Origin of the sequence: Streptomyces sp. NBC_00637, assembly GCF_045161545.1 — a bacterium.
Taxonomy (GTDB): domain Bacteria; phylum Actinomycetota; class Actinomycetes; order Streptomycetales; family Streptomycetaceae; genus Streptomyces.
Window position 1 is genome coordinate 6,020,855 of record NZ_CP109046.1, and the last position, 13,579, is coordinate 6,034,433.

Consider the following 13,579-nt stretch of genomic DNA (forward strand, 5'->3'; position numbering starts at 1 on the left):
CCGGGTCCGCGGGTCGGTCAACGACAGTAAGGGGCTTACGTCGTGCGGGAGTTCATCGTCGAGGCCGACGGCGGGTCGCGGGGCAACCCGGGGCCCGCGGGCTACGGCAGCGTGGTGATCGACGCGGCGACGGGGGAGACGCTCGTCGAGCGGGCCGAGTACATCGGCGTCGCGACCAACAACGTGGCCGAGTACCGGGGCCTGGTGGCCGGCCTGCGTGCCGCGCGCGAGCTCGACCCGTCGGCCACGGTGCGGGTGCGCATGGACTCCAAGCTGGTCGTCGAGCAGATGTCGGGCCGCTGGAAGATCAAGCACCCCGACATGAAGCCGCTGGCCGCCGAGGCGGCCCGGATCCTCCCGCCCGGGCAGGTCACCTACGAGTGGATGCCGCGCGAGCGGAACAAGCACGCCGACCGCCTGGCGAACGAGGCGATGGACGCGGGCAAGCGGGGCGAGCAGTGGGACGCGGGGGCGTCGCGGGCCGAGCTCGACGCCCGTGTCCCCGTGACCCCGGCCGCACCCGGGCCCGCAGGCCCGCCCGGCGACGCCACGGCAGGCGCGGCAAAGGCCCGCGAGGCCCTGGCCCGGTCCCGCCCGACCGCGAGCCCGACCGCGGACACCGCCCAGGAGACGTCGACCGGAACGGACGCGGACCTCCGCGCCGCCCGCACGGTCGCCACCCCGGCGCAGGCCTCGACGCAGGCGCCGGCTCCGACACAGGCGTCGGCGTCGGCCTCTTCCGTCGGCTCCGGCAGTGTCGGGCGCGCGGCCGTCGGACCCGCCGCCGTCGGGCCCGCGGCCACCCCCTCCGTCGGGTGGGGGTCGGCTCCCGATCTGGGGGCGCCGGCGACCTTCGTACTGTTGCGGCACGGCGAGACGCCGCTCACGCCGCAGAAGAGGTTCTCCGGCAGCGGAGGCACCGATCCCTCCCTCTCCGACGTCGGCCGGGAGCAGGCCGAGCGGGTCGCCGCCGCCCTCGCCCGGCGCGGGACCGTGCAGCACATCCTCGCCTCCCCGCTCGCCCGCACCCGCGAGACGGCCGCCGCCGTGGCCGCCCGCCTCGGCCTGGAGGTCACCGTCGAGGACGGGCTGATCGAGACCGACTTCGGGGCCTGGGAGGGGCTGACCTTCGGCGAGGTGCGCGAGCGTCACCCCGACGATCTGAACGCATGGCTCGCCGACCCGGAGGCCGAGCCGACCGGTGGTGGCGAGAGCTTCGCGGCGACCGCCGTCCGGATCGCGGCGACCCGGGAGAGGCTGGTCGAGGAGTACGCGGGTCGCACGGTCCTGCTGGTCACCCACGTGACCCCGATCAAGACGTTCGTCCGGCTCGCCCTGGGCGCCCCGCCCGAGTCGCTGTTCCGCATGGAACTGTCGGCGGCCTCGCTGTCGGCGGTGGCCTACTACGCGGACGGCAACGCCAGTGTCCGCCTGCTCAACGACACGTCCCACCTGCGGTCCTGAGCAGCGCGGCGGTCCGCGCGAGTTCCTCGACCCGCCGCCAGTCCCGCGCCGCGACCGCGTCCGCCGGGACCATCCAACTCCCGCCCACGCATCCGACATTGGGCAGGGACAGATACTCCGGCGCGTTGTCGGGGCCGATCCCGCCGGTCGGACAGAACCGGGCCTGGGGGAGCGGTCCGGCCAGCGACCGGAGGTAGGCCGTGCCGCCCGCGGCCTGCGCAGGGAAGAACTTCATCTCCCGCACCCCGCGTTCCAGCAGCGCCACGACCTCCGACGTGGTCGACACCCCGGGCAGGAAGGGCAGCCCGGACGCCCGCATGGCCGTCAGCAGGGCGTCCGTCCAGCCGGGGCTCACCAGGAACCGCGCGCCGGCCTCCCCGCACGCCGTCACCTGCTCCGGCGTGATCACCGTCCCGGCCCCGACGACCGCCTCCGGGACCGACCCGGAGATCTCCCGGATCGCGTCGAGCGCGGCCGGCGTCCGCAGTGTCACCTCGATCGCGGGCAGCCCTCCCGCCACCAGCGCCCGCGCCAGCGGTACGGCGTCCGCGGCGTCCTCGACGACCACCACGGGCACGACCGGCGCCAGATCCAGTACCGAGGCAGCCGAAGGGGAGGGCAGGGGTGAGGTCATGCGCCTCATCCTGCCCCCGGTGTGCAACCTCCGCAAAGGGCATTGCACATGCTGCAACAAGACGGACGTCGGCCAGTTGGCCAGTCGGTCAGGCGGTCGGTCGGCCGGCCAGGGTGGTGGGTCAGTGCACCTCGGTGGTGGGTCAGTGCACCTCGTCCACCAGCACGTCCAGGGTCCAGGCGGCCGCCCCGGCCTTGGCCTTCGCCGGCGCCTGCTCCTCCACCACGTAGCCGAGGTCTCGCAGCGCCTCCACCAGCTCGGCGGGACCCGCGGGGGCGATCCCCGCCGTCAGCAGACTCCGTACGATCCGCCCCTTGGTCGCCTTGTTGAAGTGGCTGACGACCTTGCGGGTCGGCGCGTGCAGCACCCGCACGCTCGCCGTCCGTCCCGCCGCCTCACCCGTCGGCTTCCAGGGTGCCGCGTACGCCGCCGACCGCAGGTCCAGCACCAGTCCCTTTCCGGCCACCTCGGGCAGCGCGGCCGCCATCGGCGCACGCCAGTACGCGCCCAGCGCCCCCAGCCCGGGCAGCTTGACGCCCATCGAGCACCGGTACGACGGGATCCGGTCCGTCACCCGGACGGCGCCCCACAGGCCCGAGAAGACGAGAAGCGACCGGGCCGCGCGCCTCTTGGCCGCCGCGTCGAGCGAGGCCAGGCCGAGAGCGTCGTACAGGACGCCCGTGTAGATCTCCCCGGCGGGCCGGGCGGCAGCCGTGCGCAGCTCCGTGTTCTTCGCGATCTCGCCGCGCAGTCCCTCGCTCAGCCCGAGCACCTCGCGCGCCTTGTCCTCGTCGGCCGCGCACAGCTCGACCAGCTCGTCGAGGACGGCCTCGCGGGCGGCGCCGAGCCCCGGCAGGGAGAGGGACTCCGGCTTGAGCGGGGCGCCACGCCCAAAGGACGCCTTGCCTTCGGAGGGCGGCAGCAGGACAAGCACGGGAAATCTCCTTCAATAGAGCTCTGCTGCGACAGCGTACGACGTGCCACGGGAGGGCCCGGTCGAGGTCGGTCCCCGCCCGGCACCGGCCCGCCCCCTGCCCGGCAGCGGTCCGTCCGCTCGCTCGTCCGCCTGCCCGTCCGCTCTCCCGGCATCCGCCCGGCGGCATGAACCGGGGCCAGAAGGCGTTACAGCCGCAGAGGCACGGACGGGGTCACATGGCGGGGTCGCACGGGGGTGGCGAGTGAGTCGGGAACAGGCATTGTGGACCAGAGCGCGGCTGGGGCGCTGCGGTCCGCCGCTGGACCTGCTCACCGCGCGCTTCGACCGGCACGTCTACGCCCCGCACGCCCACGAGGAGTTCACCGTAGGGGTCTGCGTCGACGGCTCCGAGATCATCGCGTACCGCGGCGGCCACATCCGTACCGGTCCCGGCTCCATCGTCGTCCTGGCCCCCGGCGAGACGCACACCGGCGGCCCGGGCAACGACACCGACGGCTACGCCTACCGCGCCCTGTACGCGAGCCCCGCCCTCCTCACCGAGGGCACCGTCGGCGGGGTGCCGCACTTCCTTGAACCCGTCCTCGACGACCCGGAACTGGCCGCCGCCCTGCGCCGGACGCACACGGAACTGGTCGCCTGCCCCGACCCCCTGGAGGCCGAGTCCCGCTTCCCGTGGCTGCTGACGGCTCTCGCCCGACGCCACTCCACGGCCCGTCCCGTGTGCGACACGATCCCCGGCGCCGAACACCTCACCCATGCCGTCCGCACCCGTCTCGCCGACGAACTCCTCGCCCCGCCCTCGCTGGCCGACCTCGCGGCCGACCTGGGACTGTCCCGCTACCAACTGCTGCGCGCCTTCCGTACGACGACCGGCATGCCGCCGTACGCCTGGCTGGCCCAGTACCGGGTGACCCGGGCCCGCGGTCTGCTGGAGTCAGGGCTGCGTCCCGCGGAAGTGGCCGGCCTCGTCGGCTTCGCGGACCAGGCCCACCTCACCCGCTGGTTCCGCCGCGTGCTGGGCGTGACCCCGGCGGCGTACCGCAACAGCGTTCAAGACACCTGACCGGGGCCGGGCCGACACTCTCCGTATGACTGCACGCGGCTGGTTGCTGTTCTCCCTGATGGGAGTGATCTGGGGCATCCCCTATCTGCTGATCAAGGTCGCGGTGGAGGACCTCTCCCCGTCCATGGTCGTCTTCACCCGGTGCGCGCTGGGCGCGGCCCTCCTGCTTCCCTTCGCGCTACGGCAACGCGGCCTGACCCGGACGGTACGGGCGCACTGGAAGCCCATGCTGGCCTTCGCGGCCATCGAGATCATCGGCCCGTGGTTCACCCTCACGGATGCCGAGCGGCACCTCTCCAGCTCCACCGCAGGCCTGCTGGTCGCGGGCGTCCCGATCGTCGGCGTACTGGCGGCCCGTTTCCTCGGCGACACGGAGGGGCTGGGCATACGGCGGCTGACGGGGCTGGCCGTGGGCCTCGCCGGGGTGGCGGTCCTGACGGTCCCGCACCTGACGGGAGGCGACGCGAAATCCCTGGGCGAGGTGCTGCTGACGGTCATCGGCTACGCGACGGCCCCGCTGATCGCGGCCCGCCGCCTCAAGGACGTCCCCACCCTCCATCTCATCGTCCCCTGCCTGACCCTGGCGGCACTCGTCTACGCACCGGCGGCGGCCGCGACCTGGCCTTCGGAGATGCCCGGCGCCTCCGTCCTGGCGGCGCTGGCGGCCCTGGGCGTCGTCTGCACGGCCGTCGCCTTCGTGGCGTTCCTGGAGCTGATCAAGGAAATCGGCCCGACCCGCTCGACGGTCATCACCTACGTCAACCCGGCGGTCGCGGTGGCGGCGGGCGCGCTGTTCCTGGACGAGCCCCTCACCGCCGGCGTCCTCGCCGCCTTCACCCTGATCCTCGCGGGCTCGGTGCTGGCGACGGCCGCGGGACCGGCCGCCGGGGGACCGGTCGCTGGAAAGGCACGCCGTCCGCGCCCGGTAACATGGTCGCTACGGCAGACGAGCCGGGCGGGCGGCCGCGTGGAGTCCCTCACGGGACTTCCCGAGGAACGTCCGGGCTCCACAGGGCAAGGTGGTGGCTAACGGCCACCCGGGGTGACCCGCGGGACAGTGCCACAGAAAACAGACCGCCCGGCGCTTCGGCACCGGGTAAGGGTGAAACGGTGGTGTAAGAGACCACCAGTGCCCAGGGTGACCTGGGCAGCTAGGTAAACCCCACCTGGAGCAAGGTCAAAAGGAGCCGCTGTAACAGGCGGCTCTGCGCGGACGTTCGAGGGCTGCCCGCCCGAGTCCGCGGGTAGACCGCACGAGGCCGGCGGCAACGCCGGTCCTAGATGGATGGCCGTCACCGAGGACGTCGCGAGACCCCTCGGCACAAAACCCGGCGTACAGCCCGACTCGTCTGCCGCTGCCCGCGGCGTCCCTACAGGTCGTCCAAGGCCTCGCCCGCTCGTTGGGAGCGGTCGCGGCCGATGACCTGCCTTCGTTTCCACTCGCGGCGGATCTCCGCTTCCAGTCGTGAGTCGGTGCGGGACGCGATGTACTCGTTCTCGCGGAGAAGCTTGCGGTAGCTGTGGAGCCTGCGTTCGGAGAGTTCGCCGTCGGCCATCGCGGAGAGCACCGCGCAGCCGGGCTCCGCGTCGTGTGCGCAGTTGTGGAAGCGGCAGGAGCGGGCGAGTTCCTCGATCTCCGAGAACACCTGGGCGATGCCGCTCTCCGCGTCCCACAGGCCGACCCCGCGCAGTCCGGGGGTGTCGATGAGGACGCCGCCGCCGGGCAGCGGCATCAGATCCCTGGTGGTGGTCGTGTGGCGGCCCTTGCCGTCCGAGTCCCGTGCGGCCTGGACCTGCTGGGCGTCCTCGCCGAGCAGCGCGTTGGCCAGGGTCGACTTGCCGGCTCCGGACTGGCCGAGCAGGACCGCCGTGCCGCCGGCGACGGCCGCGGCCAGCTCCTCGACGCCGGTGCCGTTCTCGGCGCTGACGGCCAGGACGCGGACACCGGGCGCGGCCGCTTCGCAGTCGGCGACCAGGTATCCGAGCGAGACGGGGTCCTCGACGAGATCCGCCTTGGTCAGCGCCAGGAGCGGCTGTGCCCCGCACTCCCACGCCAGCGCCAGAAAACGCTCCATGCGGGCCAGGTCGAGTTCGACGGCCAGGGAGACGGCGATGACGACGAGGTCGATGTTGGCTGCGAGAACCTGCCCGTCGGACCGTTTGGAGGAGGTGGAGCGGACGAAGGCGGTGCGGCGGGGGAGCAGGGCCAGTACGGCGGGAGGGTCGGCCTCGGGGTCCACCGCCGCCCAGTCGCCGGTGCAGACGGCGCGCAGTCTGCCGTCCGAGGGCTTCGCGAAGAGCGCCGTCGGCACATACGGGTCGGAGTCACGCGAGGCCAGTGGGCCGGTGACGGCCTGGACGGTTCGTGTGCCCCCTGCCGGGGTGGGGACGACGACCGAGCAGCGCCCCCGGTCGACGCGTACCACCCGCGCGGGGACCAGCCCGTCGGCGAGATGGGGTGTGAAGCCCTCGGCCACGTCCGCCGCCCAGCCGTAGCGGCTCAGCGGGTGTGCGTCCGGGTGACCAGTCATCAGAGCGACCCCTTCGAAGTGCCGTCCGGCAGGCGGTTGAGGCGTCGTCCTGAGCGGTTTCGCCTTGCCTCGGCCGCACCGCTGTCCGGCGCCTGCCTCCCGAGACTAACCGGCGGCCGGCGATACACCCTGTCTTTTCCGCCCCGGTGGCAGGGCTGTTGACGACATGTCATCCCAGAGCTGCGTACCCGCATAAACGCTGCGTTGAATTCGTGTTCCGGTGCTGCACGCGGCGATGCGAGAGCGTCCTTCATTCATGGAGACGGCTCCATGTCACTTCGGCTACCCCCTGTGTTCTTTGCACTGTTTTGGGACGGCATGTGCGGTGGTTGTGATCGAACGGAGACAAAGGAAACGGGGTCTGCCGACAGGGGATGGCCGACAGTGGGGCGCCGTGTGCCGGTGGATCCGGGATTCGTCCTCGCGGGGGTGCTGATGCGTGTCCACGGAGGAAGTGACAGTGGCGGAGGGGGAATTCCATGCGGGGTTCGAGCCGTGTGAAGGTGAAGTGGTGTGCCGGAATGTTGGCCGTCGGACTCGCCGCGAGCGGGTGCGGAGCCGACAAGAGCGGTGACGGGGGTGACGGCCCGGCCGGCGGCACCTTCCGGTTCGGTCTCATCGAGCCCGCCACCATCGACCCGGCGCTGGCCGCCGAGACCCCGGGCCTGGTCTCCGCGGAGGTGCTCTTCACCGGGATGTACCGGGTGGGCCCGGAGGGGCAGATGGTGCCCAAGCTGGCCGAATCCGCAACGCCGAACGCCGGTTGCACCCAGTGGACCTTCAAGATCAAGGGCGGCACGAAGTTCACGAACGGCGAGCCCGTGGACGCCGCGGCCTTCGTCCGCGGGTGGTCCCGGGCGGCCGGCAAGGCCATGGCCTCCGACGTCGCCTATCACCTCGGCGGCATCAAGGGATTCCAGGAACTCCAGGACGGGAAGGCCACCGCCTTCAGCGGGCTCAAGGCGGTCGACGCGACCACACTCCAGGTCGATCTCACCGCAGGTGACTGCGAGTTCGACAAGAAGACCAGCCACACCGTGTTCAGCCCCATGCCCAAGGCGGCCGGGACCGGCCCGAACAAGAAGTTCCAAGAGGCCCCGATCGGCAACGGCCCGTTCAAGATGCAGGGCAAGTGGCAGCACAACAAGCTGATCACGCTGGTGCGCAACGACGACTACGGCCTGGAGAAGGCCAAGCTGGGCAAGGTCGAGATCTATCTGCTCAACCCCACCAGCATGTTCGACCTGGAGTACCAGGGTTACCAGACGGGCCAGTTCGACTACGCGCACGTGCCGACTCCGCAACTGAAGTCGGCCGAGGCGAAGTACAAGCCGCGGGGTGAGTGGATCCGCAAGGAGACCAACGGCATGAACTACCTGCTGCCGATCACCGATCAGGGCCCCCTGAAGAGCAAGGACGCCCGGCTGGCGATCTCGTACGCCATCGACCGTTCCCTCATCGCCAAGAGCGTCTACCAAGGCTTCCAGAAGCCGTCGAGTTCCCTCGTCCCGGCGGCACTCCCCACCTCCTACCAGCCGGGGATCTGCGGATCCTGCCTCAAGCAGGACCCGGCGAAGGCCAAGGCGCACGCCAAGGCGGCGGGGCTGAAGCCCGGCGACCCGCTGAAGCTGACCTTCAACGCCGGCGCGGGCCACGAGGACTGGATCCAGGCGGCGGGCAAGCAGATCGAGGAGGTCCTCGGCCTGGACGTCAAGATCGAGGGCCTGCCGTCGAAGCAGGTCTTCGAGGGCGAACAGAGTCCGGACGCCACGGGCCTCTTCCGCTACTCCTGGGGCGCGGACTACCCGACGCCCGACTCCTACCTCTACCCCCTGCTGGACTCCGCCTCGATCAACCGGGGAGCGGACGGTTCGGTGGTCGGTGACAACCGGGCCCGCTACGACAACCCCGCCTTCGACGCGCTGATCGGCAAAGCCCGGGCCACCACCGACGAGAAGCAGCGCATCGCGATCTACAAGCAGGCCGAGAAGGTCGCGATGGACGACATGGCGCTCATCCCGACCTTCACCAGGACCGAGTACCGGGTGGTGCGGACCGACAGGTTCGACGGCCTGGACGACATCAACTTCGGGGAGACCCCGAACCTGGAGAACATCTCGCTCAAGAAGTGACCGGATCCGGGCGGCGCGACAGAGAGGTCCTTCGTGGGAAGGTATGTGGTCCGTAGGCTCGGGCAGTTGGTCGTGGTTCTGCTCGGCGCCACGGTCATCATGTTCACCTGCCTCTTCCTGGTTCCGGGAAATCCCGTCGGACCACTGGCGGGTGACGCGAAGGCGAGCGACCCGGTGGTGGCCTCCCAGTTGAGGGAGCACTACCACCTGGACAAGCCGGTGTACGAGCAGTACGCCATCTACGTACGCAATCTGGCCACAGGCGACCTGGGCGAGGACTTCGTCCAGCGTCGCCCGGTGACCGAGATCCTCGAGCCGAAACTGGTCAACACCGCGGAACTGGCGTTGGCGGCGATCATCATCGACGTCGTGCTGGGAATTTCCGTCGGAATGGTCGGCGCGCTGTTCAGATTCAGTGTCTGGGACATCCTGACGACCTTCTCGACCACGCTGGCCGTCGGCTTCCCCACGTTCGTCACGGGCTTTCTCCTGCAGAAGTTCTTCGTGGTGCAACTCGGCTGGTTCCCGCTCCTCAGCCAGGGGGATCTGCAGTCGCTGGTGCTGCCGGCGTTCAGCCTGGCGATCCTCGACGCCGCCCTGGTCGCCCGCCTGATGCGGGGCACCATGCTGGAGGTGCTCAGGGCGGACTACGTCAAGACCGCCATCGCCAAGGGGCTGCCGCGGCGCACGGTGATCACCCAGCACGTGCTGCGCAACTCGGCGATCCCGGTCATCACCTACCTGGGCATCTCCTTCGGGCTGATGCTGGGCGGCGCGCTGATCACCGAGGCCATCTTCAACTGGGACGGCGTAGGACTCGCGCTGGTCTCCGGGGTCCAGGAGCAGAACAACCCGGTCGTCCTCGGCGTGGTCACGTACGGCGTCGCCGTGTTCGTCGTGCTCAACCTCGTCGTCGACCTGGTCTGCGCGGCCCTCGATCCGCGCATCCGATTCGAGTAGCCGGCCCTCGTAGTGACGGAAACGAGCTCATGACCGATCTGACCGATCTGACCAAGCGGCGGGGAGCCGGGGGCGTCGAGACACCCACGCCGCCCGAAGCCCTGATCCCCGCCACCACGCAGTGGGGGGACGTGCGCTACCGGTTCCTCCAGAACAGACTCGCCGTGGTGGGGCTGGCGATCGTCACCCTGCTGGTGCTCGTCGCCGTGTTCGGCCCGTGGCTGGCCCCGCAGGACCCGTCCGCCCAGGACCTGATGAACACCCTGGCGGGCCCGTCGGCCCGGCACTGGATGGGCACCGACGCGCTCGGCCGCGACCTGTTCTCCCGGTTGGTCTCGGGGACCCGGATCGCGATGCTCGTCGGGTTCGCCGCCATGACCCTCAGCTGTTTCCTGGGCATCGCGATGGGCGTGCTCGCCGGCTGCTTCGGCAGATGGGCGGACACCCTGATCATGCGGACCGCGGACATCTTCTTCGCCTTCCCGCTGCTCATCGGAGCCATCGCGATCATGCTGGTGGTGGGCCAGGGCATCACGCCCGTGATCATCTCGCTCGCCCTGTTCTCGTGGGCCACCATCGCCCGGCTGCTGCGCAGTTCCCTCCTCGTCACCCGCGAGATGGACTACGTGCACGCCGCCAGGGCGCTGGGCGCGAGCCGGGCGCGGATCATCCGGCGGCACATCCTGCCCAATTCCCTGACCGCTGTGCTCGTGTACGCCACGTTCAACGTCGGGACGGCGATCGTCGGCGTGGCATCGCTGTCGTTCCTCGGCATCGGGGTCGCGCCGGGAGTTCCGGAGTGGGGCAACATGCTGGCGTCCGGACGCGGGTTCGTCGGGGTCAAGGACTACCTCTGGCTCTGCCCGGGCTTCGCCATCGTGCTGACCGTGCTGGGTTTCGTCTTCGTCGGAGACGGACTGCGCGACGCCCTCGACCCCAAGCTGCGCTGAGGAGAGGAGAACTCCGGTCATGACCATCCTGGAGAGCCCGGCCTCGGCCGGGGAGGCGCGGGAGACGGCGCCCCTGCTGGAGATCCGCGATCTGCACGTCGAGTTCCGCACCCGCGACGGCGTGGCCAAGGCGGTCAACGGCGTCGACTACCGCGTGCACAGCGGCGAGACGCTGGCGGTGCTCGGCGAGTCGGGCTCCGGCAAGTCGGTCACCGCGCAGGCCGTGATGGGCATCCTCGATGCGCCGCCCGGCCGTATCACCCAGGGCCAGATCCTCTTCCGCGGCCGGGACCTGCTGACCATGACGGGTGAGGAGCGCCGCAGGCTCCGCGGCCGGAGGATCGCCATGATCTTCCAGGACGCGCTCTCCGCGCTCAACCCGGTGCTCAGCGTGGGTCACCAGCTCGGTGAGATGTTCCGGGTGCACCAGGGACTGTCGAAGAAGGACGCCCGGGCCAGGGCGGTCGAGCTGATGGACCGGGTGCGGATCCCGGCGGCCGCCGCGCGGGTCGGGGACTACCCGCACCAGTTCTCCGGCGGAATGCGCCAGCGGATCATGATCGCGATGGCCGTGGCCCTCGAACCGGATCTCGTCATCGCCGACGAGCCGACGACGGCCCTGGACGTCACCGTGCAGGCCCAGGTGATGGATCTGCTCGCCGAGTTGCGTCGGGAGTCCGACATGGGGCTGATCCTGATCACGCACGACTTGGGGCTGGTCGCGGATGTCGCGGACCGGATCGCGGTGATGTACGGCGGACGGATCGTGGAGAGCGCCCCCGCCCACGACATCTACCGGCGGCCCGCCCACCCGTACACCGAGGCCCTGCTGGAGTCGATCCCCCGGCTGGACCGCAAGGGCGACCGGCTCCGATCGATCGACGGTCTGCCGCCCAGTCTGCTGCGGATGCCTCCCGGGTGCGCCTTCCACCCGCGCTGCCACCGGGCGAGCGATCTGTGCCGCACCGAGGTGCCGGCCCCGGCCCGGGTGGACGCGGAGCGGACGAGCGCCTGCCACTTCTGGAAGGAGACCTTCGGTGAGTGAGCTGCTCCAGGTACGGGACCTGGTCAAGTACTACCCCCTGACCCGCGGCGGCCTGCTCAGGAAGCGGATCGGGGCGGTGAGAGCGGTCGACGGGGTCTCCTTCGACCTGCGCCGGGGCGAGACCCTCGGCATCGTCGGCGAGTCGGGGTGCGGCAAGTCCACCGTCGCCAAGTTGCTGATGCGCCTCGAACAGCCCACCGCCGGGCAGGTGCTGTACAAGGGCGAGGACATCGCCCGGCTGTCCGGCAAGGCCCTCAAGGCGGTGCGCCGCAACATCCAGATGGTCTTCCAGGACCCGTACACCTCGCTCGACCCACGCATGACGGTCGGCGACATCGTCGGGGAGCCGTACGAGATCCACCCCGAGGTGGCCCCCAAGGGCGACCGGCGGCGCAAGGTGCGGGAACTCCTCGACGTGGTCGGTCTCAACCCCGAGTACGTCAACCGCTACCCGCACCAGTTCTCCGGCGGTCAGCGGCAGCGCATCGGCATCGCCCGCGGCCTCGCCCTCAACCCCGAGATCATCATCTGTGACGAGCCCGTCTCGGCGCTCGACGTGTCGGTGCAGGCCCAGGTGGTGAACCTGATGGGCAGGCTCCAGGCGGAGTTCGGACTGTCGTACGTGTTCATCGCCCACGACCTGTCCGTGGTCCGGCACATCTCCGACCACGTCGGGGTGATGTACCTGGGGCGGATGGTGGAGACGGGTGATGTGACCCAGATCTACGAGCACCCCACCCATCCCTACACCCAGGCGCTGCTGTCCGCGGTCCCCGTACCGGATCCGGAGGCCGGGCGGCGGCGCGAGCGGATCATCCTCACCGGCGACGTCCCCTCACCGGCGGATCCGCCCTCCGGCTGCCACTTCCGGACGCGATGCTGGAAGGCCGAGGACCGCTGTGCGGCCGAGGTGCCGTTGCTCGCGGTGCCGGACCGGTTCGGCACCGCGGCCGGGCCCACCGCTCACCCGAGTGCCTGCCACTTCGCCGCGGAACGCGGAACGGGTGACGCGGACACAGCCGGGGACGGCGGGCGGCGTGCCGCTAGGACATCGACATCTGCATGAGGCCGGCACGGAAGGCGAAGGAGACGAGTTGAGCCCGGTCCCTCAGCTCCAGTTTGTTGCGCAGCCGGTAGACATGCGTCCGTACGGTCGCGTTGCCGATCGTCAGCTCGTCCGCGATCTCCTCGGTCGACATGCCCTTGGCGATGAGGACCAGGATCTCGCGTTCACGCGGGGTCAGTGCCGTCAGGACCGGCTGTAGAAGTTCCTCGGGCTGGCTGTCCTGACGCCGGAACCAGTGCACGAGCCGCTGGGCCACCCGGGGCGCGAGCATCACCTGACCGCGAGCGGCGGCGTGCACTGCACTGCGGAGTTCCTCACGACTGACTTCCTTCACCAGAAGTCCACACGCGCCGGCATGAATCACGTCCGCCACGATGTCGGAGCCGTCGTTCATCGTGTAGACGACCACTCGCGGAGAAGGCTCGACAATTTCCTGATTGAGTCTCCGGATCATTTCTATTCCCGACAGACCCTTGAGTGAGAGTCCGGTAAGAACAACATCCGGGCGGTGTTTGCGGACCAGCATGATTGCGTGTATTCCGCTGTCGGTCGTGTCGACGACGTTGATGTCGCTCTCGCTGGAGAGCAGCGCGCGTAGACCGTCGCGCACCACAGGCAACTCGTCGCAGATCAGCACGTTGATGGTCATCCGTGAAAATCCCCCTTGAGGACACGCCGCGGGTATGGCGGGCCCCCTTCCAGTCCATGTAGGCGAAAGGGAAAGTTCCGGATGGTGCGTTTTGGTCCTGCCCCGCTGTTCTTATCCCCGTCGCCGCTGGTCAAGCTTTGCTACAGCG

11 protein-coding genes, 1 other RNA gene and 1 pseudogene are annotated in these 13,579 nt (G+C 70.3%); 9 read left to right on the top strand and 4 right to left on the bottom strand.

From position 1 onward, the window contains the following. Nucleotides 1-42 precede the first annotated feature (42 nt). Entirely contained in the window at nucleotides 43-1,464 is a 1,422-nt protein-coding gene (locus OG440_RS26400; RefSeq protein WP_406009263.1) for a bifunctional RNase H/acid phosphatase, read from the top strand. On the opposite strand, the gene eda is transcribed toward OG440_RS26400, so the two are convergent. Then, nucleotides 1,436-2,098 (bottom strand): bifunctional 4-hydroxy-2-oxoglutarate aldolase/2-dehydro-3-deoxy-phosphogluconate aldolase, encoded by a 663-nt coding sequence (gene eda, locus OG440_RS26405; RefSeq protein WP_406009264.1) that lies wholly within the window; start codon nucleotides 2,096-2,098, stop codon nucleotides 1,436-1,438. The two genes, OG440_RS26400 and eda, sit on opposite strands and share 29 nt — an antisense overlap. Before the next feature lie 142 nt (nucleotides 2,099-2,240). Further along, nucleotides 2,241-3,032, bottom strand: a complete 792-nt coding sequence (gene yaaA, locus OG440_RS26410) for a peroxide stress protein YaaA (RefSeq protein ID WP_406009265.1) — start codon at nucleotides 3,030-3,032, stop codon at nucleotides 2,241-2,243. Nucleotides 3,033-3,294: 262 nt separating this feature from the next. Here yaaA and OG440_RS26415 point away from each other — a divergent pair, with 262 nt between their 5' ends. The 3 genes and pseudogenes from OG440_RS26415 to rnpB all read left to right on the top strand — a co-directional run bounded on the left by OG440_RS26415 (nucleotide 3,295) and on the right by rnpB (nucleotide 5,450). Then, nucleotides 3,295-4,098 (top strand): helix-turn-helix domain-containing protein, encoded by an 804-nt coding sequence (locus tag OG440_RS26415; RefSeq protein ID WP_406009266.1) that lies wholly within the window; start codon nucleotides 3,295-3,297, stop codon nucleotides 4,096-4,098. 25 nt (nucleotides 4,099-4,123) lie between these two features. Beyond that, nucleotides 4,124-4,951 (top strand): annotated as a pseudogene (locus OG440_RS26420) (DMT family transporter); the annotation flags it as partial. Nucleotides 4,952-5,045: 94 nt separating this feature from the next. After that, nucleotides 5,046-5,450, top strand: an RNA gene (gene rnpB, locus OG440_RS26425) — RNase P RNA component class A. A gap of 18 nt (nucleotides 5,451-5,468) precedes the next feature. Here rnpB and rsgA read toward each other — a convergent pair. After that, complete coding sequence (gene rsgA, locus OG440_RS26430; protein ID WP_406009267.1) at nucleotides 5,469-6,629, bottom strand: ribosome small subunit-dependent GTPase A; 1,161 nt, start codon at nucleotides 6,627-6,629, stop codon at nucleotides 5,469-5,471. Between the two features lie 521 nt (nucleotides 6,630-7,150). Between rsgA and OG440_RS26435 the strand changes: the two genes are divergently transcribed. Genes OG440_RS26435 through OG440_RS26455 form a run of 5 tightly spaced genes read left to right on the top strand, consistent with a single transcriptional unit; the run spans nucleotide 7,151 to nucleotide 12,782 of the window. Continuing rightward, nucleotides 7,151-8,761 (top strand): ABC transporter substrate-binding protein, encoded by a 1,611-nt coding sequence (locus tag OG440_RS26435; protein ID WP_406009268.1) that lies wholly within the window; start codon nucleotides 7,151-7,153, stop codon nucleotides 8,759-8,761. Nucleotides 8,762-8,806: 45 nt separating this feature from the next. Further along, entirely contained in the window at nucleotides 8,807-9,721 is a 915-nt protein-coding gene (locus OG440_RS26440; protein ID WP_406011466.1) for an ABC transporter permease, read from the top strand. A 29-nt stretch (nucleotides 9,722-9,750) separates the two neighbouring features. Beyond that, on the top strand, nucleotides 9,751-10,671 hold the full coding sequence (locus OG440_RS26445) for an ABC transporter permease (RefSeq protein WP_406009269.1): 921 nt from the start codon (nucleotides 9,751-9,753) through the stop codon (nucleotides 10,669-10,671). Nucleotides 10,672-10,690: 19 nt separating this feature from the next. Then, a complete protein-coding gene (locus tag OG440_RS26450) occupies nucleotides 10,691-11,716 on the top strand; it encodes an ABC transporter ATP-binding protein (protein ID WP_406009270.1) in 1,026 nt (341 codons plus the stop codon). Then, nucleotides 11,709-12,782, top strand: a complete 1,074-nt coding sequence (locus OG440_RS26455; RefSeq protein ID WP_406009271.1) for an ABC transporter ATP-binding protein — start codon at nucleotides 11,709-11,711, stop codon at nucleotides 12,780-12,782. The genes OG440_RS26450 and OG440_RS26455 overlap by 8 nt, the downstream gene beginning before the upstream one ends. Here OG440_RS26455 and OG440_RS26460 read toward each other — a convergent pair. Beyond that, on the bottom strand, nucleotides 12,760-13,431 hold the full coding sequence (locus OG440_RS26460) for a response regulator transcription factor (RefSeq protein ID WP_142263945.1): 672 nt from the start codon (nucleotides 13,429-13,431) through the stop codon (nucleotides 12,760-12,762). The genes OG440_RS26455 and OG440_RS26460 overlap by 23 nt on opposite strands. Nucleotides 13,432-13,579 lie beyond the last annotated feature (148 nt).